This window comes from Nitrosopumilus oxyclinae, assembly GCF_013407165.1.
Taxonomy (GTDB): Archaea; Thermoproteota; Nitrososphaeria; order Nitrososphaerales; family Nitrosopumilaceae; genus Nitrosopumilus; species Nitrosopumilus oxyclinae.
Genome location: NZ_CP026994.1, coordinates 1,271,203 through 1,295,610 on the forward strand (window position 1 = coordinate 1,271,203; position 24,408 = coordinate 1,295,610).

At 31.5% G+C, this 24,408-nt stretch carries 39 protein-coding genes and 1 tRNA gene; 18 read left to right on the forward strand and 22 right to left on the reverse strand.

The window, feature by feature from the left end; translation table 11 throughout:
• Positions 1–11 precede the first annotated feature (11 nt).
• Both C5F49_RS07615 and C5F49_RS07620 read left to right on the forward strand, forming a co-directional pair.
• Complete coding sequence (locus tag C5F49_RS07615; RefSeq protein WP_179362392.1) at positions 12–524, forward strand: adenine phosphoribosyltransferase; 513 nt, start codon at positions 12–14, stop codon at positions 522–524.
• A complete protein-coding gene (locus tag C5F49_RS07620) occupies positions 524–1,315 on the forward strand; it encodes an S-methyl-5'-thioadenosine phosphorylase (protein ID WP_179362393.1) in 792 nt (263 codons plus the stop codon). The genes C5F49_RS07615 and C5F49_RS07620 overlap by 1 nt, the downstream gene beginning before the upstream one ends.
• Here the strand turns inward: C5F49_RS07620 and C5F49_RS07625 are convergent.
• From C5F49_RS07625 to C5F49_RS07640, 4 genes are read right to left on the reverse strand one after another with little or no spacing between them, the layout of a single operon-like run.
• Positions 1,312–1,596 carry a hypothetical protein gene (locus C5F49_RS07625; protein ID WP_179362394.1) on the reverse strand — a complete coding sequence of 95 codons (285 nt, stop codon included), beginning with the start codon at positions 1,594–1,596 and terminating at the stop codon, positions 1,312–1,314. The genes C5F49_RS07620 and C5F49_RS07625 overlap by 4 nt on opposite strands.
• Positions 1,597–1,604: 8 nt before the next feature.
• Entirely contained in the window at positions 1,605–2,003 is a 399-nt protein-coding gene (locus tag C5F49_RS07630) for a hypothetical protein (RefSeq protein ID WP_179362395.1), read from the reverse strand.
• A 22-nt stretch (positions 2,004–2,025) separates the two neighbouring features.
• A complete protein-coding gene (locus C5F49_RS07635; RefSeq protein ID WP_179362396.1) occupies positions 2,026–2,379 on the reverse strand; it encodes a hypothetical protein in 354 nt (117 codons plus the stop codon).
• 45 nt (positions 2,380–2,424) lie between these two features.
• A complete protein-coding gene (locus C5F49_RS07640; protein WP_179362397.1) occupies positions 2,425–2,643 on the reverse strand; it encodes a hypothetical protein in 219 nt (72 codons plus the stop codon).
• 17 nt (positions 2,644–2,660) lie between these two features.
• Between C5F49_RS07640 and C5F49_RS07645 the strand changes: the two genes are divergently transcribed.
• Positions 2,661–3,173 carry an Hsp20/alpha crystallin family protein gene (locus C5F49_RS07645; RefSeq protein ID WP_179362398.1) on the forward strand — a complete coding sequence of 171 codons (513 nt, stop codon included), beginning with the start codon at positions 2,661–2,663 and terminating at the stop codon, positions 3,171–3,173.
• Here the strand turns inward: C5F49_RS07645 and C5F49_RS07650 are convergent, their stop codons facing one another.
• The 7 genes from C5F49_RS07650 to C5F49_RS07680 form a co-directional block, all read right to left on the reverse strand.
• Positions 3,174–4,295 carry a DNA topoisomerase IV subunit A gene (locus C5F49_RS07650; RefSeq protein ID WP_246275321.1) on the reverse strand — a complete coding sequence of 374 codons (1,122 nt, stop codon included), beginning with the start codon at positions 4,293–4,295 and terminating at the stop codon, positions 3,174–3,176. It abuts the gene before it with no gap.
• Entirely contained in the window at positions 4,282–6,153 is a 1,872-nt protein-coding gene (locus tag C5F49_RS07655) for a DNA topoisomerase VI subunit B (protein ID WP_179362400.1), read from the reverse strand. Before C5F49_RS07655 ends, C5F49_RS07650 begins: the two co-directional genes overlap by 14 nt.
• Complete coding sequence (locus C5F49_RS07660; RefSeq protein ID WP_179362401.1) at positions 6,140–6,712, reverse strand: KH domain-containing protein; 573 nt, start codon at positions 6,710–6,712, stop codon at positions 6,140–6,142. The genes C5F49_RS07655 and C5F49_RS07660 overlap by 14 nt, the downstream gene beginning before the upstream one ends.
• Positions 6,709–7,488, reverse strand: a complete 780-nt coding sequence (locus C5F49_RS07665) for a serine protein kinase RIO (protein ID WP_179362402.1) — start codon at positions 7,486–7,488, stop codon at positions 6,709–6,711. Before C5F49_RS07665 ends, C5F49_RS07660 begins: the two co-directional genes overlap by 4 nt.
• 84 nt (positions 7,489–7,572) lie before the next feature.
• Positions 7,573–7,869, reverse strand: coding sequence for a DUF424 domain-containing protein (locus tag C5F49_RS07670; protein WP_179362403.1), 297 nt, complete (start codon positions 7,867–7,869; stop codon positions 7,573–7,575).
• Positions 7,869–8,291 carry a translation initiation factor IF-2 subunit beta gene (locus C5F49_RS07675; RefSeq protein ID WP_179360519.1) on the reverse strand — a complete coding sequence of 141 codons (423 nt, stop codon included), beginning with the start codon at positions 8,289–8,291 and terminating at the stop codon, positions 7,869–7,871. The genes C5F49_RS07670 and C5F49_RS07675 overlap by 1 nt, the downstream gene beginning before the upstream one ends.
• Before the next feature lie 69 nt (positions 8,292–8,360).
• Positions 8,361–8,507, reverse strand: a complete 147-nt coding sequence (locus C5F49_RS07680; RefSeq protein ID WP_014965714.1) for a DUF5679 domain-containing protein — start codon at positions 8,505–8,507, stop codon at positions 8,361–8,363.
• A 250-nt stretch (positions 8,508–8,757) separates the two neighbouring features.
• Between C5F49_RS07680 and C5F49_RS07685 the strand changes: the two genes are divergently transcribed.
• The 4 genes from C5F49_RS07685 (at position 8,758) to C5F49_RS07700 (ending at position 11,769) form a co-directional block, all read left to right on the forward strand.
• A complete protein-coding gene (locus C5F49_RS07685; RefSeq protein WP_179362404.1) occupies positions 8,758–9,258 on the forward strand; it encodes a hypothetical protein in 501 nt (166 codons plus the stop codon).
• Between the two features lie 70 nt (positions 9,259–9,328).
• Positions 9,329–10,474: a DUF373 family protein gene (locus C5F49_RS07690; RefSeq protein WP_179362405.1), complete on the forward strand. Its 1,146-nt coding sequence runs from the start codon at positions 9,329–9,331 to the stop codon at positions 10,472–10,474.
• 177 nt (positions 10,475–10,651) lie between these two features.
• The gene (gene uppS / locus C5F49_RS07695; RefSeq protein ID WP_281361129.1) at positions 10,652–11,353 is read left to right on the forward strand and encodes a polyprenyl diphosphate synthase; all 702 of its coding nucleotides are present in this window, start codon (positions 10,652–10,654) and stop codon (positions 11,351–11,353) included.
• Positions 11,350–11,769, forward strand: a complete 420-nt coding sequence (locus C5F49_RS07700; protein WP_179362406.1) for a bis(5'-nucleosyl)-tetraphosphatase — start codon at positions 11,350–11,352, stop codon at positions 11,767–11,769. Before uppS ends, C5F49_RS07700 begins: the two co-directional genes overlap by 4 nt.
• Here the strand turns inward: C5F49_RS07700 and pyrF are convergent.
• The 3 genes from pyrF to C5F49_RS07715 are packed head-to-tail and all read right to left on the reverse strand — an operon-like array spanning position 11,749 to position 14,219.
• Complete coding sequence (pyrF, locus tag C5F49_RS07705) at positions 11,749–12,489, reverse strand: orotidine-5'-phosphate decarboxylase (protein ID WP_179362407.1); 741 nt, start codon at positions 12,487–12,489, stop codon at positions 11,749–11,751. The genes C5F49_RS07700 and pyrF overlap by 21 nt on opposite strands.
• Positions 12,470–13,168: a hypothetical protein gene (locus C5F49_RS07710; protein ID WP_179362408.1), complete on the reverse strand. Its 699-nt coding sequence runs from the start codon at positions 13,166–13,168 to the stop codon at positions 12,470–12,472. The genes pyrF and C5F49_RS07710 overlap by 20 nt, the downstream gene beginning before the upstream one ends.
• Before the next feature lie 49 nt (positions 13,169–13,217).
• Positions 13,218–14,219 carry an adenylosuccinate synthetase gene (locus tag C5F49_RS07715; protein ID WP_179362409.1) on the reverse strand — a complete coding sequence of 334 codons (1,002 nt, stop codon included), beginning with the start codon at positions 14,217–14,219 and terminating at the stop codon, positions 13,218–13,220.
• 79 nt (positions 14,220–14,298) lie between these two features.
• Here C5F49_RS07715 and C5F49_RS07720 point away from each other — a divergent pair, with 79 nt between their 5' ends.
• Entirely contained in the window at positions 14,299–14,760 is a 462-nt protein-coding gene (locus C5F49_RS07720) for a hypothetical protein (RefSeq protein ID WP_179362410.1), read from the forward strand.
• Here C5F49_RS07720 and C5F49_RS07725 read toward each other — a convergent pair.
• Positions 14,757–15,038, reverse strand: coding sequence for a Fe(2+)-trafficking protein (locus C5F49_RS07725; protein ID WP_179362411.1), 282 nt, complete (start codon positions 15,036–15,038; stop codon positions 14,757–14,759). The two genes, C5F49_RS07720 and C5F49_RS07725, sit on opposite strands and share 4 nt — an antisense overlap.
• A gap of 77 nt (positions 15,039–15,115) precedes the next feature.
• On the opposite strand from C5F49_RS07725, the gene C5F49_RS07730 reads away from it, so the two are divergent.
• The 5 genes from C5F49_RS07730 (at position 15,116) to C5F49_RS07750 (ending at position 17,710) form a co-directional block, all read left to right on the forward strand.
• Complete coding sequence (locus tag C5F49_RS07730; RefSeq protein ID WP_179362412.1) at positions 15,116–15,325, forward strand: hypothetical protein; 210 nt, start codon at positions 15,116–15,118, stop codon at positions 15,323–15,325.
• 60 nt (positions 15,326–15,385) lie between these two features.
• Positions 15,386–16,027 (forward strand): hypothetical protein, encoded by a 642-nt coding sequence (locus C5F49_RS07735; RefSeq protein ID WP_179362413.1) that lies wholly within the window; start codon positions 15,386–15,388, stop codon positions 16,025–16,027.
• A gap of 120 nt (positions 16,028–16,147) precedes the next feature.
• Positions 16,148–16,435 carry a winged helix-turn-helix domain-containing protein gene (locus tag C5F49_RS07740; RefSeq protein WP_179362414.1) on the forward strand — a complete coding sequence of 96 codons (288 nt, stop codon included), beginning with the start codon at positions 16,148–16,150 and terminating at the stop codon, positions 16,433–16,435.
• 160 nt (positions 16,436–16,595) lie between these two features.
• On the forward strand, positions 16,596–17,192 hold the full coding sequence (locus tag C5F49_RS07745) for an L-threonylcarbamoyladenylate synthase (protein WP_246275322.1): 597 nt from the start codon (positions 16,596–16,598) through the stop codon (positions 17,190–17,192).
• Positions 17,189–17,710 (forward strand): THUMP domain-containing protein, encoded by a 522-nt coding sequence (locus C5F49_RS07750; RefSeq protein ID WP_179362416.1) that lies wholly within the window; start codon positions 17,189–17,191, stop codon positions 17,708–17,710. Before C5F49_RS07745 ends, C5F49_RS07750 begins: the two co-directional genes overlap by 4 nt.
• Here C5F49_RS07750 and cgi121 read toward each other — a convergent pair.
• Genes cgi121 through C5F49_RS07765 form a run of 3 tightly spaced genes read right to left on the reverse strand, consistent with a single transcriptional unit; the run spans position 17,702 to position 19,664 of the window.
• A complete protein-coding gene (gene cgi121 / locus C5F49_RS07755; RefSeq protein WP_179362417.1) occupies positions 17,702–18,475 on the reverse strand; it encodes a KEOPS complex subunit Cgi121 in 774 nt (257 codons plus the stop codon). The genes C5F49_RS07750 and cgi121 overlap by 9 nt on opposite strands.
• Positions 18,476–18,514: 39 nt before the next feature.
• Complete coding sequence (locus C5F49_RS07760) at positions 18,515–18,877, reverse strand: hypothetical protein (protein WP_179362418.1); 363 nt, start codon at positions 18,875–18,877, stop codon at positions 18,515–18,517.
• Between the two features lie 31 nt (positions 18,878–18,908).
• Complete coding sequence (locus C5F49_RS07765; protein ID WP_179362419.1) at positions 18,909–19,664, reverse strand: TatD family hydrolase; 756 nt, start codon at positions 19,662–19,664, stop codon at positions 18,909–18,911.
• A 96-nt stretch (positions 19,665–19,760) separates the two neighbouring features.
• Between C5F49_RS07765 and C5F49_RS07770 the strand changes: the two genes are divergently transcribed.
• Positions 19,761–19,982 (forward strand): histone family protein, encoded by a 222-nt coding sequence (locus tag C5F49_RS07770; RefSeq protein WP_179362420.1) that lies wholly within the window; start codon positions 19,761–19,763, stop codon positions 19,980–19,982.
• Positions 19,983–20,093: 111 nt separating this feature from the next.
• Here the strand turns inward: C5F49_RS07770 and C5F49_RS07775 are convergent, their stop codons facing one another.
• Positions 20,094–20,504, reverse strand: a complete 411-nt coding sequence (locus C5F49_RS07775) for a cupredoxin domain-containing protein (protein ID WP_179362421.1) — start codon at positions 20,502–20,504, stop codon at positions 20,094–20,096.
• 75 nt (positions 20,505–20,579) lie between these two features.
• Between C5F49_RS07775 and C5F49_RS07780 the strand changes: the two genes are divergently transcribed.
• The gene (locus C5F49_RS07780) at positions 20,580–22,331 is read left to right on the forward strand and encodes an AIPR family protein (RefSeq protein WP_179362422.1); all 1,752 of its coding nucleotides are present in this window, start codon (positions 20,580–20,582) and stop codon (positions 22,329–22,331) included.
• A 163-nt stretch (positions 22,332–22,494) separates the two neighbouring features.
• Positions 22,495–22,662, forward strand: coding sequence for a hypothetical protein (locus C5F49_RS07785; protein ID WP_179362423.1), 168 nt, complete (start codon positions 22,495–22,497; stop codon positions 22,660–22,662).
• 2 nt (positions 22,663–22,664) lie between these two features.
• Here C5F49_RS07785 and C5F49_RS07790 read toward each other — a convergent pair whose 3' ends face one another.
• Complete coding sequence (locus C5F49_RS07790; RefSeq protein ID WP_179362424.1) at positions 22,665–23,249, reverse strand: hypothetical protein; 585 nt, start codon at positions 23,247–23,249, stop codon at positions 22,665–22,667.
• 105 nt (positions 23,250–23,354) lie between these two features.
• Between C5F49_RS07790 and C5F49_RS07795 the strand changes: the two genes are divergently transcribed.
• Positions 23,355–23,615 carry a winged helix-turn-helix domain-containing protein gene (locus C5F49_RS07795; protein WP_179363640.1) on the forward strand — a complete coding sequence of 87 codons (261 nt, stop codon included), beginning with the start codon at positions 23,355–23,357 and terminating at the stop codon, positions 23,613–23,615.
• Positions 23,616–23,618: 3 nt separating this feature from the next.
• On the opposite strand, the gene C5F49_RS07800 is transcribed toward C5F49_RS07795, so the two are convergent.
• Positions 23,619–23,831, reverse strand: coding sequence for a hypothetical protein (locus C5F49_RS07800; RefSeq protein WP_179362425.1), 213 nt, complete (start codon positions 23,829–23,831; stop codon positions 23,619–23,621).
• Positions 23,832–23,888: 57 nt separating this feature from the next.
• Between C5F49_RS07800 and C5F49_RS07805 the strand changes: the two genes are divergently transcribed.
• The gene (locus C5F49_RS07805; protein WP_179362426.1) at positions 23,889–24,080 is read left to right on the forward strand and encodes a hypothetical protein; all 192 of its coding nucleotides are present in this window, start codon (positions 23,889–23,891) and stop codon (positions 24,078–24,080) included.
• 207 nt (positions 24,081–24,287) lie between these two features.
• On the opposite strand, the gene C5F49_RS07810 is transcribed toward C5F49_RS07805, so the two are convergent.
• Positions 24,288–24,361 (reverse strand) — tRNA-Thr (locus C5F49_RS07810).
• Positions 24,362–24,408: the final 47 nt, after the last annotated feature.

A 24,408-nucleotide genomic window follows, 5' to 3' on the forward strand; every position in this document is an offset into this window, starting at 1 on the left:
AGCGAAACATAATGAATCTTAAAGAAAAAATTGCAGACTATCCAAATTTTCCCAAGAAAGGAATTTTATTTAGAGACTTTAGTCCAGTATTAAAAGATCCATCCGCATTATCACATATTGCAGATGAATTTTCAAAGCATTTCCATCCAAAAGATATCGATGTATTTGCTGGAATTGAATCAAGAGGATTCATACTAGCCTCAATTTTAGCCTCTAGATACAACAAAGGTATGGTTATGATTAGAAAAGCAGGGAAACTACCTGGAAAAACTACAAAATTAGCATATACAATTGAATATGGAAAAGACACAATAGAAATTCAAAAAGACATCATAAAAGAAGGTGAAAGAGTGCTCATTTGCGATGATTTGCTTGCAACAGGCGGAACAGCGAAGGCATCTGCAAAATTAATTGAAAAAGTAGGAGGAGAGATTGTAGGATTTGCATTCATAATTGAACTAGTTGATCTTAATGGAATCAAAGGGCTTAACAAATACAATTGTAAATCATTGGTGAAATATTGATGGAAAAAGATGTAGAGATTGGAATTTTTGGAGGAACTGGAATTTACGATTCAGGTCTACTTGAAAATGCACAAGAGATTGATATAGATACACCATATGGAAAACCTTCAGATACAATTACAGTTGGAATGTTTAAAGGAAGAAAAATTGCATTTCTACCAAGACACGGTAAAAAACACACCATTCCACCTCATAAAATTAATTTTAAAGCAAATATTTGGGCATTCAAAGAATTAGGAATTACAAGAATTATTGCACCATCTGCAGTTGGAAGTCTAAAAGAAGAATTAGCGCCAGGTCACTTTGTATTACCAACTCAATTCATAGACTTTACAAAATCTAGAAACGGTTCATTTTCAGAAGAAGGCAGAGTAATTCACATCTCAGTAGCTGATCCTTTCTGTCCAGAACTACAATCATCAATTCTTCAAGTAACAGATAATCAAGGTTTAAAAATGCATAAAGATTGTACATACGTTTGCATAGAAGGACCACGGTTCTCAACTAAAGCTGAATCAAAATTTTACAGAACAACTGGAGCAGATATTATTGGAATGACCCTTGTTCCTGAATGCCAACTAGCAAGAGAAGCACAGATGTGTTATGCTTCAATTTCAACGGTTACAGATTATGATGTTTGGGCAGATAAACCAGTTACAGCTAAAGAAGTTATTGAAACACTAACAAAAAATGTAGAAAAAACAAAAAAAATACTAACAGAGTTAATTGATAAAATTCCTAAAACACGAAGTTGTTCTTGTGAAAAGGCATTAGCAGAAGCAGAATTTTAATCATCAACAAAGGACTCTTTGGTAAGTCCTTCTGGAAGGGTCAAATCACCTTGAAGTAGATTTCTCTGAAGTAAATCAATTACTTCATCAACATTATATCCTAATTTTTCTAATTCTTTCTCAGTAATTTGAGAAAGTTTTGCACCAATATTTTGTCCGCCTATCCTACCAAATGCAATAGCTGTAAAACGAAATTCATTTTCATCTATTGTAAATTTACCAGTAATCTTTGCAGCCATTTGACTCCCATGTATATTATTTATGTGAACTTTAAGATCCATTTCAAAGACTAAATTTCTACAGCTTTGTTAACATTGTCATCAATTAGAAAACTCCAATGTTTTTCATCTTCAATTTTGAAATTATTTATTTTAAGAGGAATCACTTTTTCATCAAGGCATTCGTGTTTGATTTCCCCATTTTCTTTTAATTTTACTAATTTCCATTTGTATTTTCCCTGTTGTAATTTACAAATAGTCACTCCCCATTTTGCATCAGGATCAATTTTTGGCATTCCTACCGTTTCAGCAATTTCTTCAATTCCAAGTTGTTTTTCTTCACAGAATTTTTTCTTACAAACTCCACATCTCCAAACATCAACAGAACCAATAGTTCTTTCATCAATGTTGATATTTACCACACCAAAATAGACTGGTTGATGCTTACAGGTCTCAGTATCAATGCTCAATGTTGTTCACCAAGTTTTGGTATTATTTAGTTCTTGCATCATCATATGATTTTTCTAAAATTACGCCAATATTATCAACAATTTTATTTCGTTTAAATTCAATATTTTCTCTCTCACACATCTTCCTGTACATGTTTACTGCTGTAAATCTAGGATGCATGGCCTCAAATTCTGTAGGAGTGATATCAATAAAAGCACCAAGAGTCATTAGATCATTTGATGCTTTTTTGGCTTCATCAATGGAAATTTTTAATTTATCAGCAATGGATTGTGATGACATTTTACCAGAACAGGTCACTAGTAAAAAAACTTGAGCCTGAATATGATCTAAATGTATTTCAGATACTAAATCATGCTCAATTTCAGAATAAGACATTATTTCTAAAAGGAATTGTTAAAGCATAAAACATGATCTATGAAACTATTTTTTGGCTAGAATCTTTTTAGAGATTTTCAAAGAAAATCCCATTGCAATAAAATGAATAATTGCTCCCAATATTGCAGCATATAGTAAATTATCTAAAATTTTCCAAGTTATGATAAAAGATATGATTGATGGAACTGTAACTATGACTGCAATTATAGTTCCTCTTAATGCAATTTGAGAAATTGAAAGTTTAGACTTCTTGTTATCAGACAATAGGCAAAATTTCAAAAATGGTAATAAAAACCAAAGATACTTTATATTTGGTAGACATTAATTTTTACTGTTTGGCTAGTTATAAGGGAGCATATTCAAATGATCAATCATTAAATTTTGTAATTCCCATCATTGTAATTTTATTTTTAGGAATTATCTATATCATGACACAAAGAGCAGATTCAGGATTTGTTAGTTTTATTCTTATTGGTGCAGCAGCAGTTACAATGTTTTATTGGGTCAGAGTTTTAAAGAAAATGGCTAAAGATCAAAAACCAGCATACACACAAGCTAGAGAACAGGAAACAAAGAACTGGGTTTATGATTTGATTAAAGGTGAAGAAGAATTTGTGTTTGTTGCAGAAGTTCCAGGTCCTGAAGATAAAATTGCCGTTAGATTAGTAGATGGGATTCTGTATATTCGTGGAACAGCAGGATTTTCAAAAGAAGTTCCAATAGAAGGAGTAAATGAAATGCAAATATTTGATTTTAAATATAGAAATGGTGTATTAACACTACGAATTAAATAATTAAAGACTTTTTGCTAATTCTAATTTTTGTGGTAGATACTTGTCAGTAATATTTGTTAGACCATATTTTGAGAAAGCCTCTAATTCAGCTTTTCTTTTTAATTTTAAAAATACATCAAGCTCTTTTTTCCAAATCCCATCTTGATATCTAGGATCTTTTTGTAGATCATAGCATCTCTTGATATCAGATTCAGTCATTGGAATTGTGGGTAGCTTGTATTTTTCAATATCAGTAGCCCATACTCCAACCCATTTTGCATCTGGAACAGTTAATTCTCTAAGATGAGCAGCATTGGCTGAACCAGATTTTATAACCATTGCAATATGTTCTCCATACACATCCCCATCAGTTAGGACAATTACAGGTAATTTCATTTCTTCATGTAATCTTTTCAGTAGAGTTCGAGTTGAACGAGGTGCTTGTCCACCCGTATTGATAATAATAGATTTGAATTTTTTATCAACTTGTTCCTCAACAAATCTAGTAAAGAGACCACCTTTTTCAATTGCAATAACAATTTCTGCACTAGTATCAACTAATTCAGCAGTGGTCAAACTAGGACCAATTGAATATCCATCAGGATGGTTTGATAAATTCATGGTTTTACCCTCATATCCAGGAATAGTATATTCAATTGTCAAATCTCCAAAAATGGAGCTTCTCTCTTCAGGGAATATGTGAAAATCTTCTCTAGGCTTTGAAGTTACAGCCTCCAAATCCACAATAATGTTATCAGATTCAGATTGATCTTCAAATTCAATTGCAAAAGCTTGTGATGAATAGTAGACATCTCTTAATGTAGATGACTTTTTTTCATGAGTTAATCTATTTGCAAAAAATGCCAACCACATTAATTGTGTGAAAGATCTCAACTGTGCAGAGTTTCTTGAACTCCTAACTGCAGCATTAGTTCCAAGGATGTATTGTCTAAGTTTTTTATCATAAACAATGTTACTTACTGATCTACTTGGAATAGAGAATTTTGGAAATTGTCCGTTATCTAAGTCATCATATATTTTTGCACCATGGCTTTTAAGCATCTCAAGAATGTTCTTTTGTTTTGCATCAGCTTTTTTACTTCGTTCTTTAATCCTAGTTTGTTCTTTTTTACTTGTTGCCAATTTCATTCTCCTCCTCTACTGATTGTTTAGATTCAACTGCGTTTTCTTCTAATAGTTTCTTGTAATTAGGTTCTTTCTTTTTTCCAGCAAGCTCTGTACAAAATTCTGCAATTTGTGGTAAATATTTTGCATAAAGATTTGCTCTCTTTTTAGCCATATCAGCTTGGCCACGTTTAGACATGTATGCTGCCAATTTTCTTGACAATAATTGTAATCCCAGTCTTAACTCTCGCTCAATTTCAGGTCTATCTGCAACATTTTCCTTTCCTGCAGTTTTGTATGGAATTCTAGTTGAACAAATATGAGATACGATGATGAACGGAGGATCTCCTTTGACTTTGTACCTTCCCCAATCAGTATCATTTACAACTTTTAGTACAACATCACTTCCTTCATCATAAAGTAATGGAATTCTATTAGCATATCGATAAACATGAGGTCCACCTGATTTGATATCCCCACCATAAGCAATACCCATCTCAATAATGAACGGGAATCCCGAATATGCAGATGGTGAACGTTGGACTACAGCAGTAAAATCAGGATTGAAGAATTTTTTAATTCCTTTTTCCAAAGGGTCCTCTCCCAATGGGGCTAAACAACTAGAATCAGGCGCCATGAAATCTTCAAATTTTTGAAGTGAGTCACTCAAATTGACTAATTCCTGATTTGATAAAGTTCCCATTCTTTTTTCAGGTTTAAAACCTGCAAATTCTGCAAATTTTACAGCAGTAGTAGGTCCAATTCTTTGAAATCTTTTTGTAAGAAATGTTGTTAGAGGTTCTCCTTGTACAGTATTGGTTAATTGTTTGTAATACTGACTTTCAGGATCCATATCCACTGATTTTGATTGTGAATCGCCAAAATCCCAATAAAATAATTTTTTGTTTGGCATATCAATATCTTCAATTCTAATTTTGTTTAATTTTTCAAAATCCATTTTTAAAAATGACATCAAAGCTATTACAACTCTCACTTGACGTGGAAGTGTTTTCCATTTTTTCTTTGCTTTATCCATAATTGCAGTGAAACTAAGATTTTTTACCGACAATCCTAAATCCTTTCTAACTTTTTCAATCATTGCATCATCAATAGTTGGAATTTCAAATTGAGATTCTACAATCATCCTTCTAATTCGTTCTACATCAATTCCATGTGGATGTGGACGAATAATGGTAGGAGGTGGAGGAATTTCTTTTACAAATCTTGGATGACTAAATTTTTGATCCTTTGGATCATCAAAAGTAATTGAAGCATATGGAGTGATCAAAGATGTTTCATAAACATAATCTCTAATTTTGTTTCCTGCTTTTGAATAGTCACCCTCTAAACAAATACTGACACTAAGACCATGTTTTGAAACTTCTTTAGTTGTGTGTTTTACAATTACAGGTTTATTTTTTTGAATATCAAGTAATAATTCAAATGTATCTTGAGTAGCACCATCTACAGAACTTTTTACAATTACAGGTTTGTTAGTAGTAATTTGTCCATAAAGAATTGCCATAGTTGCACCTAAACCAAACATTCCCCTTGCTTGTTTGAGTCCAAATTTAGAACCATAAAGTACTGTTCCAAAGGCTAATGGAATATGTTCTGCATCTATTCCAGGTCCATTATCCTTTACAGTCAATATGTATGGTTTAGGATCGGGTTTTTCAGGATCTACTGCCTTGATGGTTAAATGTACGTCTGGAAGAATCCCTTTTTGATCACACGCATCTAAGGCATTTTCAACAAATTCTCTTACTGCAGTATAAAGAGATCTTGTAGGATTACTAAATCCAGCTAAATCACGATTGCTGTAAAAAAATTCACTAGGAGAGATTTGGTTAAATTTTTCTTTAATAGAAGACATCTTGATCTTCCCACAATTTCATTCGTTCCTGTTTTGCAGTTCTGTTTGCTGCTTCTAATTTTGTATAAACTGCACCATGTATACTTCCACTTGAGATAGAAGATATAGCATCAACTGCCAAACGTAATTTACTTGAATCACCAATAATTGAAACAGTTCTTCCATAAACTGAGATATGAGTACCACTAAGATTTTCCATGTTTCGTCTTGCTCTACCACCTTCTCCAATAATCCTCCCTTTTATCCTTTCAACATTAGCATTAGATTTTCCTGCAAATTCTCTAAGATCTATTACATGTAATGCATTTTCACCATCAAGCAAAGTCATTGCATTTTCAGGAGAAAACCCTCTTCCAATTGCTGTAACTATCTCCATAGCTTTGAATGGTTGAATTTTATCAACATCACCTTGAGTTCTGATAAAAACTTCTCCAGTGTCACCATCAATTTCTAAAGAAACATAGCAAGTTTCTTCAATTTTGGATTTCACATTTCCAGATTTGCCAATTAAAACTGCTATTCTATCATTTGGAATACGAATTAATTTTTCAAAGCTCATTTTACAATATCCTCAAATATTTTATCTGAATCTTCAACAGGAATTCCTCTTTTATTGAAGAATCTTCCGATGTTATTAATATCACGTTTAAGAAATTCATGGGCGTTTGGATGTCTAAGATCAACACCGGAACCTAGATCAAAAACAACTAAACCTTTTTCAGTTTTGAAAATATTATATTCTGAAAAATCACCATGAACTAATTTTGCTTTTTTGTATATATCAGTTAAAATAGATATAGCTTGGGCATAGTCATTTTCATCAACTTCAGAAGTTAGTAATTGCTTTGCAGGGGCCCCACCATCGCCGATAAATTCCATAGCAAGGACATTATTTGTAACATAATATGGTCTAGGTACTGGAATTCCCGCCTGATAACATTGAGTTAGATTTCGATGTTCTTTTTTTGCCCATAGATAAACAAGGTTTTTTGTCCCTTTTTTGAGATGAGAGAAACGAGGATCTCCAAGGATATAGGGCTCACGTTTTTTAAAATTTGCAGTACTCACCAAATAAATTTTTAATGCAACACTAGCACCATCATCATCAACTCCCCAAAAAAGAACAGATTCCTTTCCTGCACTAACTGAACCATTAACATAAGCAATAACATGATCAGTGATCATCTTGTAAAGAGTCATGACAGTTGGTTTATCCAAAACTTCATTGACTACTTTTCCTTTTTTGAATCCATCTTCTAGAGGAGAGCGTTTTCGTTTTGATCTTAGTTTATTATCTAATTTAGATTCTAATTTTTTGCTAATTGTATCAGTCATTGAAGAGATATACTCCTACTAGATAAAAGGGGTTGCTGTTTAAAACTAAAAAAGTTTGTAAAGTAAAAATCAAATCAAACAAATTTAGATGTTAAATATAATTAAAAACGGAACATCTGAAACTATTTTTACCGCATTTTCAGAACCAATACCTAGTTTTAGAGATAATGAAACAGTTTCTTTTCCAGCCATATTAATAATGGAAGAGTTTTTCAATAAAGATTCAGCTTCATCTTTTTCAACAAATCTTTCTCCGTAGTAATTTTCACTAATATGCATAGTTAAGTCACCTTCAATAATTTTTTTCCCCAATAACTCAGCATCGCAAATATTGAGCATTGATTGATTTTGATAATTCGTAGTTCTTACCGAATATTGCATTACGCATATTTACCTTTCAAAGTAGATTTTGCTCCACATGCTTCACAGATTAAAAATGAAATTCTATTTTCTTTTAGAATTTTTGTATCAGGACTTTTACATGTTGGACATTCAAGATAGTCTTTTACATAAATTTGAAATAATCTCGTGAAATCATCAGGTGCCCTTCTACCAACAAACATTGCTTTATCGCCAAGTCTTTCTGCTGGAACTGCAAATTCTTTTGAAAGATATTGTAAAACTTTGTCAGGATCTCTTCGCAAAACCTTTGGGAATTCTGAAAAATTTCTTAAAAAGGTTTTTTGACCCTCCCACATTACATCAACAACAGGAAGCTCAAATCTAGTTTGAGATTCCTTGTCAGTGTCACCTAGTTTATCCTGAATACGTTTGAGTAGGTTTTCGTAGTCTGATTTAGTCACTAAAAAATGATGCATGGTTGACCCTATATGGGTTTTGAAAAAGAGAAATCGTGTGGACCTTGTGTGAGGTTATTCCATCTTTCCTATTCGGAAGACGTTCGTACCACATGTTGGACATGTACCTTTTACTGCAGGACGTCCGTTCTTTAGTGTAGTTTCTTTAGGATCTTTGATATCCCTTTTTGCTCTACATTTTACACAATATGCTTGAACCATTATGAAATTTATCAAACTTTGTGGTATTTAGGCAGAGGCTGTGAAAATTATTTCACTATAGACTAGATGTGCGTAAATTTTTTTAGGCATCAGAATATCTATTTTGTCATTATTTACAAAAAATATAACCATTTTTAAAAAAAACCTTAACAGTATTCTCAAAAAGTATGTTTTTTCCAATGTTTGTTTGATAAACATGGATTTCATGAATTATTACCAATTATAAACTCCTTATTAGTAAAATTACAAAATGGCATCAAAAAAAGGAGTAGCTGTAACTGCAATAATTCTAGCAGCAATTACAGGTGCAAGTTTTTTGTTATGGATTGTTCCTCAAGATGTCGAAACAACTTTTGTCGTATCAGATTATAAAAATTATCTAGACGGAGTTAAAAACATCCATGAAGTTTTAGAAGAATCAATTGAGATTGAATATGAGAATTTAAGAACTGGAAAAATCTCACCACAAGACTATATTTCAGTAACTGAAGTTACATCGTCTCAAGTAACTACGCAAATAAGTGAATTTGTAACATCTAAACCATCAGAAGAATGGCAAACTAGTTACATCAATTACATGGAGGCTTTGAAATCATTTAATTCCTATATTGTAGAAACTAAGGTTTTAGCCAAAATGATTGAAAATGAAAATAGTGAAGATGAAATGAGAGAGGTTTTGGAAAAAATAGACATGTTAAAGTCTGAGTCTATAGAATTTGTAAAAATGTCTGATCAATCAAGACCAAGCTAGTCTCAAAACCGAATTTTACTATTCATAGAAGTTGGAAATCGTTAAAAGGTAATTCTGTGAGAGAAATAGAATGTCTCAACGAACAGGCAAAGTGGAAAAGGACGTAAATGCATCAACTGCTAATAAATTACTAGTAATTTGTATTGATAGAGATAATGATGTGGGAGAGAAAGCAGGGATTGTCACACCTGTTGTTGGAAGAGATGCATGTATTGAAGCAGCACAGAGATTAGCATTAGAAGATCCAGAGGATGCAGATTCAAATTCAATTTTTGCAGCAATTAAAACATATGAAGATTTGATCAGTAAAGGATACCAAGTAGAGGTAGTAACTGTTGCAGGAGTTAAAGATAGAGGAGTTCAAGCTGATGAAAAAATCCTAGTTGAAACAAGAAAAGTTTTAAAAAAATTTTCTGCAAACGGTGCAGTAATTGTGTCGGATGGAGAAGATGATGAAAGTGTCATACCAGTAATTCAAAATGTATTACCAGTAGTATCAGTACAGCGAGTAGTAATGAAAGTAAGTAGAAGTGTAGAATATTCTTATGCAGTTTTTGGAAAATATCTTAAAATGCTTGCATATGATTCAAAATATTCAAAATTCTTTTTAGGTGTTCCAGGAATTCTATTGTTAATTGGTGGAGTTGCAACAGTATTTGGTTATACTGCAGAAATTTTTGCAGTACTAGTAAGTATTTTGGGTGGTGCATTTTTAATTAGAGCATTTGATATTGATAGAGTATGGTCAAATTGGTCAAAGCCAACTCCGATGGGTTTTATCAGAATGTTTACAATGGTTGCAGGGGTATTACTAATTCTTTCATCAGTGCCAGCTGGAATTAGCGCAGTTGATACAGAATTAGTTGAAGCAAATGTACAATTAATTTCAATAATTACAGACAAAATAATTGTAGGGCAGTTCGTATCAGGTGTATTACCTATTTTATGGATTGGTTTGGGTTCAATATTTGCAGGTACATTACTAAGTAATTGGATTGGAGGAATTCCAAGACAAATTAGTGATACTTTGAGAATTATTGTGTTAGGTGCACTCTACCCAACTGTATTGCAATTTACCAACATTATGATACATGATGAACCTTCTCTCACTCTAATTCCACCATTACTAGGAGGATTAGCAGCAACACTAGTCTCAGCCACAATTCTCTTTAAAAAATATAGAAAGCATAAAGATCAAGAGATGATTTCAGACTAAATTCATTCAAAAGTGAATCAATAATTTAAATTTCTGAAAAACACTGATATCTTCTATCAAGTATGAATTATCAAATGGTGAGTAGATATTAGTAAAATTAAAGATTTAGTTTTTCAGCTTTCAGGACTCTATAAGATATACGGTAAAAGATTAGAAAGTGAAATTAAAAATGGAGATATTCCAAATCATGTTGCATTAATTTTAGATGGTAATAGAAGATGGGCTAAAAGGCATCTTTCAATGCCAAAAAAGGGTCATTGGAAAGGAGCAGATGCCGTAGAAAATCTTCTTGATTGGTGTGAAGAGTTTGATATCAAAATTATAACCTTGTATGCACTTTCTGCAGAAAATCTTGATAGGGATGATGATGAATTGAAATATCTCTATGAATTAATTCAAATGAGATTAGAAAAATTATTGAATGATCCAAGAATTCATAGAAGTAAAATGAGAGTTAAAGGAATTGGAAGAATAGAACTATTACCTGAATCAATTAAAAAAGTTTTACAGCAATTAGATAATGCTACAAAAGATTATGACAATCATTTTCTAAATATTGCACTTGCATATGGAGGGCAAAATGAATTAGTAGACGCAGTAAAAAAAATTGGAAGTAAAATAAAAGATGGTTCTCTAAGCGTAGAAGACATTAACAAAAAAGAAATTGAATCAAATCTTTACACATCACATTTACCACAATCATCACCAGATATGGTATTAAGGACGTCAGGGGAGAAGAGATTGAGTGGATTTTTGATGTGGCAAAGTGCTTATAGTGAATTAGTCTTTATGGATATTTTTTGGCCAGAATTTAGAAAAATAGATTTAATGAGGGCAATTAGAACATATCAAGAAAGGAAGAGACGATTAGGAAAATGATTGAAGAGACATCTGCAGGAATTGTATTATTTAGAAAAGAAGGAGCTAAAAAATTATTTTTACTATTACATTATCCTTCAGGACATTGGGACTTTGTTAAAGGTAAAATGGAAAAAGGTGAAACAATTCATGAAACAGCCATAAGAGAAACAAAAGAAGAGACAGGAATTACAGATGTGAAATTTTTAGATAATTTTGAAGAATGGATTGAATATAATTTTCAATATCAAGGTGAATTAGTTCAGAAAAAAGTAGTATTTTTCTTGGCTGAAACAAATACTAAAGATGTAGAAATATCTCATGAGCATCTAGACTATATCTGGATGGATTATAACACTGCAATGGAAAAAACTACTTTTGATAATGCAAAAACGGTTTTAACAAGAGCACAAATGCTACTTTCCGAAACTCTGTAATTGTAATTCTTTTGCAACCTGTACTGGGTTTTTAGAATTTAGGATTGTTCTTCCTACAATAAGATAATTAGTTCCAGATGAAATTACTTCATTTGCACTACCTCCTTGAGTACCAACACCAGGGGAAAAAATACTCAAATTTTTTCCTGCTTGTTTAGAACAATATTGAATAATTTTTGGAAATGTAGCTCCCACCACAATTCCATCAACCTTTGCAGTTAAAGCCCAATTCAAAAATAATTGGTACAATTGTTGCTTTTTATCCATTTTAATTTCCATATCATATGATAATTTAGCCTCAGGTGCGCTCATATGACATAGTGTGATGACTCCTTTACTATTTTTATGAGCAGATTTTACTAGATTTTTTAGACTATCAAGACCCATAATCGGATTTACGATAACTGCATCAAATCCCAAATTCCATAGATGTTCAGCAGTTACTCTGTTGGTATTTCCAATGTCATTTAGTTTGATATCAGCAATAGTTTGTAATCCATATCTATGCGCAGTTTTGTTAATTTTTTGAATTTCTTTTCCACCTAGGGGTAAAAGTAAATGAAAATTTAGTTTAATACCACATAGAAATGGATGTAATTGCTTTATGTTTTGAATTGTTTTTGATTCTAAATTTTTAACAGATAGATCATAATCGTTGGCAAGAATGACTTTGCCATTAGTTTTTGATATATGTGAAAGTCTAGTTTTGAAGGTGGCCATAATCTACTAGTGGATGAGTGTCTTTCAATTTTATTATTTTGATATAAGAATATCCATGTTCAGATGGATTATCTACAAATGTTGGTTCCGTTCCATTAACTGTAGAAAATTTCAAAAAGGGTTTTTGTGGATCTGAATCTAACACCACATGACAAAAATAAGATGTTCCTTCATCATTGAAATTCATGAAAACCCCGACTAACCACTTATCATTATGAGGAAATAAGAACAATGGGAATGGAATCTCTTCAATTCCCCAAGTAAGTTTTGCAAGACTGGACATATCTTCTAATTGGATTGGTTGATATCTATCCAAAGTGCCATTACCAGGTTGTAATGTTTTAGGTAATGATTTGATCCTAACGATTGGAGAATAAAGTTTGCTTGCATCTGAAGTTGTATCAACAATTTCTGATTCTTCTTTACCACCTTTTAGCCCATAACAAAGATAGTGGCCATTGTTTTGAAGAGGAGTATAGTATACAATTGGTTTTTCTTTTAAAACATCCATTTGTACGGATAAAATTTTCTTTCCATTATAATCATGTAAAAATGAAACACGAGGAGCACGCTCTAATGCACAAACGAGCCTAGTAAATTCTAAAGTTGAATGGACTTGGATGTAACGTGGTAATTTATCAGTAGTTTGTAATTTATCAGTTGTTTGTAACTTGTCCACAGGGATTAGCTGTTGGTTATCAAATTAAACTTATCCAAAACAAAGGAGCCTAGTTTCTTCTATCAATAATATCATTGACATCAGGACCAGTTCCAATAATCGTAACAGGCGTGTTTAATTCTTTTTCAATATTTGTAATGAATGCTTTTGCATCTACAGATAAGTTATCAAAAGAAGTTTCACCTGCACAGTCAGTAAAGAGTACATCTAATTTTGTTATAGCAATTTGTGTTGCACCATTAAGCATGATTGCACGCCTAGCTAAATCAAAATCAAAATCTGCAGCACGTCTTTGACGACCAGTGACAGTACCAAATTCAGACCAGCCTTTTTTTTCTGCATCTTCAAGTGAAAGTTCTTTGTCAAGCGGTCCAGTACCAACACGCGTAACATATGATTTGAAAACAACTAATACTTCATCTACTTTGGTCGGTCCAAGGCCAATATCAGCACAAATTCCAGAAGCAGTAACATCTTTTGATGTTACAAACGGATATGTTCCGTGCCAGAGAGAAAGGAATGTTCCTTGCGTACCCTCTACTAAGACATTCTCATTTGCATCAAGTGCAGAATTTACCTCTAAAGGTACATCTACAATTAGTGAAGATAACGAATCAAAATCTTTTGCAAGTTTTAAAATTCTCATAGCTCGGTCAGCATTTGCAGGTCCAGTACCAGAACCCGTACTTCCAATTTTTTCTTTTAATTCCCCTTTTGAATCTCTACTCAAATGAGTTTCTTCAATAATTCCACAGTGTTTATCAATAAAAGAACGTCCGGCTACATCAAAATCTTGAATTTCTTTGTTAAGAACATCAGGATTAATTACAACACCAGGTCCAATCATTACTTTGGCATTTTTATTGAGAAATCCACTTGGAAGCATTCTAACTTTATACACTTTATCTCCATCTCTAATTGTATGACCGGCATTTGGACCAGCGCCACCACGTACAATTATTTTTGGATTATCTTTAATTGCCAAATATGAGATGATCTTTCCTTTTCCCTCATCTCCAAAAAATCCGCCAACAACTACAGTTGATGTCATGTTGTTAAACATCTATTTGGTTTATTTAAGCTAAAGTATTTTCCATGATTTTATATTCAACACTGAGTAATTTAGATCGATGGTCGGTGAAAATTTTGCAGGAAATATTATTATCAACTTGGCAAATTTACCGGATTTTCTAAGAAACCCAATCTTGAAAAAAAGAATGATAGAATTTTTTTCATTATCAGATGAAGAAAAAATGGAAGTTATCAACAATGCATTAGAGGCTGGTCCTACAATTCCTTTCCCTAATTTTGCAAAACTTTTCAAAACATGGCTCAAAATTTTAACGACATTATCTGAAGAGCAAAGGGAAGGATTATTTTCAGCATATATTACAGAAGTTGCTCATTCTCCACAAAAATTAATCACTTTCAACGTAGATGGGATTTTAGAGATATTTTTATCATTAGAAGAAAATGAGAGAGAAATTCTTGCAAAAACAATTAAAAAAATAATTAATAACTTAGATGAAAATTCAAAAAAACGAATGATGATAATTGTTCCTGAAAATGCTAAAAAACACTTAAAATTTTAGGCGCCTGGTCGTTCTTCAGGTTTTCGGTTATCTTCATTGGTGTAATCAACCACTTCTCCTTCTGGAGACAAAACACCTACAAAGATCTTCTCGTGTTTTTTCAATAATTTTCTATGATCCAGCATAGACATGTCAAGTTTCATCTCATTCATAACCATGATTTGATATTCTTTCCATTCAGCCCAGCATTTGTTGCATGTAGGGTATTTTGCTGCAACAACTCCAAGCTCTTCACTATCCGGAATAGAATTCTTACATTTGGTACAAGTTCTACTCATAAGAATTAGGAATAATGAACTCCTTTTATCTTTTATTGAATGTAAAACAATAATAATTATCAAAGAGATACTTTTGCATGAAGATAAAATGCCCAAAATGCAAAGAAAATGCAGAGTTGGCAATGGATTATTCAGTTGTGAAATGCGGTTCTTGTGATTTGGATATGAGTTATGGAGAATATGTAAAATTTGTGGCTCATAATGAACCAAAATATTCAGATATTTTAGGAGATTATGCAGCTAGTACAGAAGGTCAATCTTCAGGTTCTTTGGATGAATGGGATTAACAAAATAGTGTAATGATTCATCAGATTAAAATAATTAGTTAAACATAATTCTATTCATCATTGGAGTTTTTATTAGAAAATATTCTGAACTTAGTTGGATTTTTAGTAGGACTTGCTATTGGCATAATGTCATATATTGGATTTAGAAATACAGGGAGTCCAACATTATTTAGATTAACAATTGCATTTTCTTCAATTAGTTTAGGATTTTTTGTCATATGGACAGGATACATGGTAGAAGACTTTGTTACAAAGACAGGTAGTGTAGAAAAATGGATTCAAACTTTAGGAATTGCAATTCAAACAGTAGGATATTTTTTTATTGCATTTTCACATAGTATAAAATCATTCTTTCCAAAATCTAGTTATTTTAGATCAGTAGGAATATTTCCATTATTTTTAGTGTCATCTGTTCAGTTAGAGCATATTTTCAGATCAATATCATTTATTCTCTTAGCATACGGGGCAATTGAAACAATGTTATCATATTTTGAAAATAGGAACAAGGGGGCAATTTCAGTGTCTGTAGGATTAGGGCTTTTAGCATTAGGAGAATTTGTAGGATGGTATTCATTTGTATTCCCTGAATCAATCCTGTACTCAGCATCAATAATTATCAAAATTGGAGGACTCATAGCATTATTCATTCCAGTGAGCAAAGTGCCATTAACCAGGATAAAATTTGATAAAGATTTAGAATAATTATTCACTAGGCTCAAAATTTTCCAGTATTTTGAATTTGTCAAATTCTTTTATCTTTTTAGTATATTGGAAAATATCAGTGCCCTCTCATAGAAATTATAACAATTGTAAAGTGTACAAATGGCTGAATATAGAACACATATGAAAATTATTGGAGATATTTTAGCAACAACAAGAGATGACTTACAAGATGAAGATGGAGCATCAGTTACATATCTAATTAGAAAAGCTAACATTTCACATTCTAGAATTTCAACCATATTGAAAACTCTAGTATCTCAAGGACTTTTAGAAAAAGTTGATAATCAAGGTTCAAATAAATATAAAATTAGTGAACCAGGTAGAGAATTCTTGCAAGCATATTACAAATTTACAAACTTTGCAGATAATTTTGGATTAAGCATCTAACCTGTAACTTCTTCAGATTCAGCTAAATTATCATCAAAATCATCTTCAAAATCATTATCTTCATAATCAGTACTGGACATACTTTTCAAAGAAGTGTGTAAACTGTTAAAAACTTATTCAAATGAAAATGATAATTAAAGAAAAAAATGGTGATTGTGTATTGAAAGTAAATTGTAACAAAGAAGGCATAGAGAAAGCTTCAGAAATAATCAGTAAAGGTGGAATTGTGATTTTCCCAACAGACACAGTTTATGGGATAGGTTGTGATCCATACAACAAAGAATCAGTAGAGAGAATCTATAAAATTAAATCCAGAGATATCAGCAAATCAGTTCCAGTTTTAACATATTCAATAGAAACTGCTGAAAAAATAGTTGAATTTGATCAATTAACTAAAAAAATTGTTGAAAAATTTTGGCCTGGCCCACTAACAGTGATTTTAAAAGTTACAGATAAAAAAATCAAAGAATCATTGAACTTGAAAAATAAAATTGCAATTAGAGTTCCTGATCATAAATGTACATTAGAATTATTAAAAAAATGTAATTTTCTTGTAGGAACTAGTGCAAATATTTCTGGAGATTTGCCATATACAAATCCAGAAAAATGTTTGGAAAATTTAGAAAACTATGATATTTTTGTTGATGGTGGAATTATTACAAGTAAAGGAGAATCAACAATTATAGAAATAGAAAATAAGCAGATCAAAATAATCCGGGAAGGTTCTTTAACTAAAGATGAAATTTTACAATCATGAATCTAATAATTACTTGTCCTAGGCACCTTGAACCAGAAACGGAAGAAGAATTAATCGATATTTTAGGAGAATTAGGGGATTCTGATGTCAAGATTACAATTACCAACATGTCAGGAATATTGACTGCCGAAACAAAACTTGATCCCATAGAAGTTGTAAGGAAAATTAAAGAAATGCTTCTAGATGAACCATGGAGTGTAAGGTATTGTAAAAGAATCATTCCAATACAGAAAGTTATTGAATCAAAAATTGAAGAAATTGAAAAAAGTGTTGCAGAATTATCAAATCAAATTTTAGATGAGGAAACATATAGAATATCAATTGAAAAAAGAAATTCAGATTTATCAAGTAAAGAGATTATCACAAAAATTGCTAACAATATAAAAAACAAAGTCTCTCTAGAATTCCCAGATAAAGTTCTATTAATTGAAATTTTAGGCAATAAAACAGGAGTGTCTATCCTAAAAAAATCAGATATTCTAAGTACAGAGAAAACTAAGCGAAGTATGTCAGAGTAATACAGCAGCTTTTTCAACTAAAATATCTGCCAAAGGATTTTTTGAAATAATTGAATCAGTATGTTTTGTTGTTATTTTAAATCGTTTTTTTAGAAAAGATTCATTATTTTTTGAAAACATTGGAATTGATATTGACTTTAATTCAAGATGTAGTGAATTTAGAGTTTTTTTATTTCCAATTGCAATAATTGTAAAATTTGTATTAGGTTTTATTCCAACATTTTTAATTGCATCAGAAATTTGTGTAGTTAAAGCAAATCTCATTAAAATATCAGTTTCAAGTTTGTTTGAAAGTAAAATATTATTTTTTTCAGATTCAATAGACAAAGAAACAATTTTTTTTAAATGATAGTTGTTTAGAATATAATTACTAGATACGGCCTGAATTATAATTTTAGGATATTTTTTTCTTATGTTATCGATGAATTTCATATCAATTGTTTTTTGACCTTTAATTTCGATAGCATAGATTATTTTTTTAGAAAATTCAAAATTTATTTTTTTTGATGCTCCTCCATGAATTACAGGGATAATACTTACAAGATCATTTTCTTTTATTATTGTAGATTTTCCATCCATTGCAGAAGAATCAGCACCATTAATTGCAATCAATACATTATCAGTGTCAAGTTCAGGTGTGTCTGCAGGTTTTAGTTTTAATAATAAATTGATCAATTCCTGAATGCTCAGATTAGATTGTTCAATTTTCAATTGTTCTATTGGAAAAGATTTTTTTGCACCACCTACAAATTTTACAGTAAACATATCTATCTAATTTAAAATTGAGAAATTATATTTAATGTATTATTCTGTTTTTTCTTCAGCAGTCTCAGAAGGTATTTCTTCAGGAGTTGATTCAACTACTGTCTCTGTTGCTTCAACAGTTTCTACTCCTTCTACCACAACATCTTCAGTCATTTCTATTTCAGATTTTTCTTCTGCTTGTTGTTCAGCTTTTGATGCTGTAATTCTAGCCTGTTTGGCTTTTTCTTCACGAACTTCTTTTTTAATAAATTTAGTAATATAACCTGCAATTTCATTTTTCAAACCTTTAGAACGTACAATAGATACTTGATCTAAGGCTTTTTTATTATCTGCAAAATCTTCACCAAATTTGGTTTTGTGATCTACTAGAACTTCATATGAAAGTCGCTTTATTCTATCCACTAATCGATTACATGAGGGGGGTATTTTATACCTATATTCCAAGAAATGAGTTTGAATTTGATTCTAACAAGGTTGCCATATCATCAAAAGATTTACCTAAAATTTTTGAAGCACAAAAAATCACACTAGGTATAAAGCTGATTTGTCCGGATTTCATATCAAAACATCTAGAAAATCTCACAGGCCCATCGGTTTCAACAAGGATTTGAGATTCATCAGTTTTTGACAATAAAGTTTGCTTATCATTTGCATAAATCATTACTGGTCCAAAAGATACAAAAAATCCCATGTCCATGGCTTTTTGAAGTTGTTTTTTACTTCCATCAAACCAATGCAATAATGCATGTTTTGTATCATACGAAGTCATAATTTCAAAAACATCATCAAGACTTTTTCTTGAATGGATGGATACAGGTTTGTTGAATTTTTCAGCAAATGATAATAATGTTTCAAATACATTATTTTGTTTTATTGCATCTTCATTTTTGGTAACATAAGTTGGATCTAATCCAATTTCACCTATCCCAGAAATATGATCATGATTATCTTCAATTAATTTGGAAATATTTTCTAGTTCTTCATTTGCACATTCAGGATGAATTCCTATGAATGGTAAAATTAGATTGCTTTTTTTAGCAAGTTCTAATGTCTGTATTGAATTATTGTAATCCATAGACACACAACATGCTTTAATTTTTAAAAATTCCATTTGTTTTAAGATAAATTCCATATCAGAAACATATTCTGGATCAGACAAATGTATGTGAGAATCAAAATACCAAGTCATTTCTTTAAAAATTATTCAAATAGTCTGTATAAATCGATTCCTTAGTGATATTTTTTCACTCATTATCTTTTTTCGGAAAAAATTAAAACTAAATTCATGAAATCATCAGAATTAGGGTTATCTGCAATGTATAGAATTCTAAAAAAAGCAGGTGCAGAGAGGGTTAGTGATGAGTCTGCAGAAGAATTAAGAAGGACAATTGAAGAAATTGCAGATGGTATTGCTAAAAGTGCAGTAGATATGGCTTCCCATGCTAGTAGAAAAACGGTAAAAGGGGAAGATGTGAAGTTGGCTTCTAAACCATTTAACAAATTCTAATCTAAAGAGTTTAATTGTTCATTTTGTGTTTTTTAAAACGGTACTCTGGCAGAACGGTTATGCGTGAGCCTGCAAAGCTTATACAAGGGGGTTCGACTCCCTCGGGTACCTTTATCCTACTACGACCTGTCCCTGCATCCAAGGATGAAGAGTACAAAAATAATCATAAGTGCCTTCTTCATTAAAATCAAAAGTAAATGATTCGTATGGATCTAAATGCCCACTATCAAATAGATCAGAAGGCTCACCATAAAATCCCGAAGTAACACTATGAAATGCAGAATCTTCATTTAACCAAGTAACTTGATTTCCAGAATCAATGGTAATTATAGATGGAATGTAACATCTGTCAAACTCCTCACATCCAGGACGAGAAGATTTTGTTGACATTATAACATCCCCTGTAACAACTACTTCAGGTTCTTGAGGGATTTTCTCCATAGAAGAATCAAAAGTAACTAAACCAATTATGATAATTACAAAAACAATTACAATTCCAGTTAAGATTATTTTTTTTAGCAAATCACATCATTTCCTTTTCAGAGTTATTACATAATTACCCAATTCTCTAAATATATAACATATTAGAAGACATAATTGGCTCAAAACGGAAATGGATTGTTAGAATACATACCTGGCTCTCACACATTATTAGTTCAAAAGAATTCCAGTCCACCTCTGGAAGGATTTGCAGAGAACATACAAGAAAGTATTCATGAATATGCTGAAAATTCAAAAAGCGAAGTAGAGAAAGGAAACAATTTTCTTCAATGGATTCTAACAAGAGTTTTTGAGGCTACTGAAGACGATGCTGCAGATGCAATTGTAGATGGAGCAAATGATCTTGGAATTGATGCCTACCTTCCAGTAGATTTTTCAGATAACACTATTAGATTATTCCAATCAAAATATGGAACCTCGCATTCTCTAGAAGCTATAGCTAAATTCAAAGAAGATGCAAAAAGATTACTTGCAAAAGATGTAGTAAACATGAGACCTGAACTTGCCCAACTTGTTACTAAAATTAAAGAAAAAAATCTAAAGATAAAATGCTGTTATGTTACAGATCAAGATGTAGATTATTCAGATGATTTGGTAGAAATCATTGATCAAAAAGTAATAATTCAAAAATTATGGGATAGAATAAAAAAACCAGCAGCAGGAAAAAAATCATCAATTAAATTAGAAAGGATGTTAAGACACGAAAACACCATACTAGGAATTTTAAAGCTACGTGAATTGACAGAATTTGTAAGTAAGAATAGAGATTATGTCTTTGAATCCAACATTAGACAATGGATGCAATTTAAAACTACAGTTAACAAAGGGTTAAGAGAAACATTGCAAAGTAATCCAGGCAAATTTTTCTTTTACAACAATGGAATAACTATTGTAGTTAGTGATTTTTCAGAATTAGGAGAAAATTTGATTGAACTACATGCACCCCAAATTGTTAACGGAGCACAAACATCAAATTCCATCCTTGATCATTCTAAGAGAACAAAAAATATGGATGGTTCAATGACTGTTACAATAATCAAAGCAGACGATGAACAAGAACAAAATAACATTACAAAGTATAGAAATTCCCAAAACTCAGTTAGAGGAAAAGATTTAGTTTCATTAATGGATTTTCATAAATCAGTTAAATCGCAGTTGAAAAGTTGTGGTTATTTTTATGAAATTCAAGCAGGTTCTTTTGATACTAAAACAAAATCAAAACAATGTGAATATGTGGGAGACGCAATATACAATAGTTATCTTCCAGATAATCATAAGAAAGTTATTGTTGCAAAAGATGCAATTCAATCTTTAGTTGCAGGAATTGAACAAAGACCTACAGAAGCATATAGTTCACCAGCGCAATTTCTTCCAAGAGGAAGTAAGTATGATGATATATTCAATGATAATCTCAAAGACGATTATCGAATTTTGCTATATCCGTATCTTGTAAAAGAATATGCAAAAAAGTCATTAAAATATGGAAAACAAGGCGGGCATAAAACAAAAAGATATGCAACTTTATTTTTTGTTGCAGTGTATTTTAGAATTCTTCATAAAAAAATTCTAGAATCAAATGGTGATTTTAAAGGAGACATTAGGAAATTAGAACCTATTTTTCGTAGTTTCAAACTAAATTCTAGAATTTTAAAGATTACAGATGTAGTAGTAACTAAATTTCTTGAAGATACAGTAGTTGATGATGAGATTGAATTGGCAAATACCAAGCATAACTTCTTCTCACAACATGTATGGAATGATGCAATGCTTCGTGTAATTGATAAAAAAATCAGACAAGGGGAAGATGAAATCTTAGCATTGAAAAAACTCACAACTAGTTTATTCTAATTTCAAAGGTAGAAGCCCAACCAAGTAAAAATCTTGCAGGAGGTTTACATTGGTCAGACTGCCTACCTAAATTGAATATAAAGCAGTAATATTTAACATAATTTTTTCAAGTATGATTTAATCGGGAATGTTTTTTATATCGAGTTAAAAAAGCAATGTCACTTTGGGTAAAAAAGAAAAATGTGTGATTTGTAGTGAAACCATAGAATTGCACTTTAAAGCAATGGAAGAATGGAAAATTGACGGTACATTATGTGGTAAATGTTATTCAAAACAACTCAATGAATATTATCCAGGGGAACACGTTAGAGTAAACAAGCATTTAGATTAATTTTATTCTAATTTTGAAAGTTTATTTGTATTAATACAATTCCAAACAAGAGGATCATTTTTTAGATCTTTCTCTTCTAAAAATTTGATGTCAGTGATTGTTTTTTTCTTTTTTAGTAAATTAACTTGAAAACTTGAAAATTTCTTACAATCACATGAATTAAACAAGCAAACATCACCGTCACCTTCATCATGATCTTGAGCTTCATGACTACAATTGCATACTGCATCTTTTTTTACATCATCTAAAGATTTGTCTGCATACACTCCTAATCGTAAATATGCTTCACCTGCATGGCCTTTTTTGAATCGTTCATAATTTTCTGATTTTGGTAATTCTTTAAAAAAAGATAGATTCGTATCAGGTTTCTGAGAGTCTGATCCCATGATAAACCAATAATTGTCATCAATCTCTAAAAATCGGATTTTAATTGATGGATCAACCCAAGAATGAATTGTATCATGCCAAATAGATGCTGCTTCTTTTCTATCAGTAAATAATGGGACTACATTCATTCTCAAATCATAATATCTATACGCAACACCTACAAAGTCATCAAACCAAGGGATAGGGGATTGGGAAGACATTGCACGGAAATCATTCCAGAGCTTATTTATCTGATCTGAATTAATGGTAATACCCTTATATCATAGTTTTAGAATTAGTTACGTATGGCTTCCTATAGAACCAGTATGCAAATTGTTGCAGATTTACTAGATGCTACTCAGCAGTCTGGCCAAGAAGGCATCAAAACAACATCATTACTTACAAAGGCAAATCTATCACATTCAAGATTATCAAAATTCTTGGAAAATTTGACAGGAGCCGGTCTAATCAACAAGATAGAATTTGATGGTAAGAATACTTTTGTAATTACTTCCAAAGGCAGACAATACTTGGACTCTTACATGAATTTCTCAAGTATTGCAGGTTCATTTGGATTAGAACTTTAAAATCTATTTTCTAGATCTTCTTTTTGCATTAGCTGCATGTCTTTCTTTTCTTTCTTTGAATGTGCTGTACGCAAAAATAATTATGATTCCTGCAATGGCAGCATAAAATAATGGAATAATTGGAGGATCACGGAATTCTCCAGACGAGGGTTCAACAAATGCAATGGGTATAGTCACAACCATGAAAATTAAAATAACTAATAGATATTTATCCACAAATTTCTTGATTTACAAAACCATATATCTTTTTGATTTAGAAAAATCAATAGAGAAATGGCAAAATTACTTGAAATGATAGGGTTGGCCCTTGTTGCAATTATGACATTAGGTTTTGTAGGTGTATTCATACCATATGGGATACAAAATGGAACATCTGAATTATTTTGGGGTTGTGCAGGTGCTACACTAATGATAATCATCTATAGAAAGATGAAAAACAAGAAAGAAGAACAAAAAGAAAATTAGTATATTTTAAAAAATTATCAGTAATTACTCAATGGTAAATCAACCGACAGATCTATAAAGGACAATTCTAAGTTAATTGTGAGGGGAATATTTGGTAGATCAAACAAAACAATGGTGGGAAGGTTTAGGAAAAGAACTAGAAACAGATATTGAAACCTTCGAAGAATCAGATTAACAATTATCTAGACATTTTTAAAAAATTATCAAAGCCTTGAACGGGGTACGAACCCGCGACCTAACGCTTACGAGGCGTTCGCTCTACCAGGCTGAGCTACCAAGGCACGTTTGGGTAAATCCATCAGAGTTAATAAAAAGCCTTTCCGAAATG

Bases quoted from the DNA above. Each gene is read 5' to 3' on its own strand.
- C5F49_RS07770 (WP_179362420.1), top strand. From the start codon at position 19,761: ATGAAATCATCAGAATTAGGGTTATCTGCAATGTATAGAATTCTAAAA.
- C5F49_RS07715 (WP_179362409.1), bottom strand. From the start codon at position 14,219: ATGACATCAACTGTAGTTGTTGGCGGATTTTTTGGAGATGAGGGAAAA.
- cgi121 (WP_179362417.1), bottom strand. From the start codon at position 18,475: ATGTTTACTGTAAAATTTGTAGGTGGTGCAAAAAAATCTTTTCCAATA.
- C5F49_RS07660 (WP_179362401.1), bottom strand. From the start codon at position 6,712: ATGAGCTTTGAAAAATTAATTCGTATTCCAAATGATAGAATAGCAGTT.
- C5F49_RS07665 (WP_179362402.1), bottom strand. From the start codon at position 7,488: ATGACTGATACAATTAGCAAAAAATTAGAATCTAAATTAGATAATAAA.
- C5F49_RS07795 (WP_179363640.1), top strand. From the start codon at position 23,355: ATGCAAATTGTTGCAGATTTACTAGATGCTACTCAGCAGTCTGGCCAA.
- C5F49_RS07750 (WP_179362416.1), top strand. From the start codon at position 17,189: ATGAATCTAATAATTACTTGTCCTAGGCACCTTGAACCAGAAACGGAA.
- C5F49_RS07680 (WP_014965714.1), bottom strand. From the start codon at position 8,507: ATGGTTCAAGCATATTGTGTAAAATGTAGAGCAAAAAGGGATATCAAA.
- C5F49_RS07730 (WP_179362412.1), top strand. From the start codon at position 15,116: ATGAAGATAAAATGCCCAAAATGCAAAGAAAATGCAGAGTTGGCAATG.
- C5F49_RS07740 (WP_179362414.1), top strand. From the start codon at position 16,148: ATGGCTGAATATAGAACACATATGAAAATTATTGGAGATATTTTAGCA.
- C5F49_RS07790 (WP_179362424.1), bottom strand. From the start codon at position 23,249: ATGTCTTCCCAATCCCCTATCCCTTGGTTTGATGACTTTGTAGGTGTT.
- C5F49_RS07725 (WP_179362411.1), bottom strand. From the start codon at position 15,038: ATGAGTAGAACTTGTACCAAATGTAAGAATTCTATTCCGGATAGTGAA.
- C5F49_RS07685 (WP_179362404.1), top strand. From the start codon at position 8,758: ATGGCATCAAAAAAAGGAGTAGCTGTAACTGCAATAATTCTAGCAGCA.
- C5F49_RS07635 (WP_179362396.1), bottom strand. From the start codon at position 2,379: ATGTCTTATTCTGAAATTGAGCATGATTTAGTATCTGAAATACATTTA.
- C5F49_RS07670 (WP_179362403.1), bottom strand. From the start codon at position 7,869: ATGCAATATTCGGTAAGAACTACGAATTATCAAAATCAATCAATGCTC.
- C5F49_RS07620 (WP_179362393.1), top strand. From the start codon at position 524: ATGGAAAAAGATGTAGAGATTGGAATTTTTGGAGGAACTGGAATTTAC.
- C5F49_RS07720 (WP_179362410.1), top strand. From the start codon at position 14,299: ATGGTCGGTGAAAATTTTGCAGGAAATATTATTATCAACTTGGCAAAT.
- C5F49_RS07765 (WP_179362419.1), bottom strand. From the start codon at position 19,664: ATGACTTGGTATTTTGATTCTCACATACATTTGTCTGATCCAGAATAT.
- C5F49_RS07690 (WP_179362405.1), top strand. From the start codon at position 9,329: ATGTCTCAACGAACAGGCAAAGTGGAAAAGGACGTAAATGCATCAACT.
- C5F49_RS07805 (WP_179362426.1), top strand. From the start codon at position 23,889: ATGGCAAAATTACTTGAAATGATAGGGTTGGCCCTTGTTGCAATTATG.
- C5F49_RS07625 (WP_179362394.1), bottom strand. From the start codon at position 1,596: ATGGATCTTAAAGTTCACATAAATAATATACATGGGAGTCAAATGGCT.
- C5F49_RS07615 (WP_179362392.1), top strand. From the start codon at position 12: ATGAATCTTAAAGAAAAAATTGCAGACTATCCAAATTTTCCCAAGAAA.
- C5F49_RS07655 (WP_179362400.1), bottom strand. From the start codon at position 6,153: ATGTCTTCTATTAAAGAAAAATTTAACCAAATCTCTCCTAGTGAATTT.
- pyrF (WP_179362407.1), bottom strand. From the start codon at position 12,489: ATGGCCACCTTCAAAACTAGACTTTCACATATATCAAAAACTAATGGC.
- C5F49_RS07700 (WP_179362406.1), top strand. From the start codon at position 11,350: ATGATTGAAGAGACATCTGCAGGAATTGTATTATTTAGAAAAGAAGGA.
- C5F49_RS07645 (WP_179362398.1), top strand. From the start codon at position 2,661: ATGGTAATAAAAACCAAAGATACTTTATATTTGGTAGACATTAATTTT.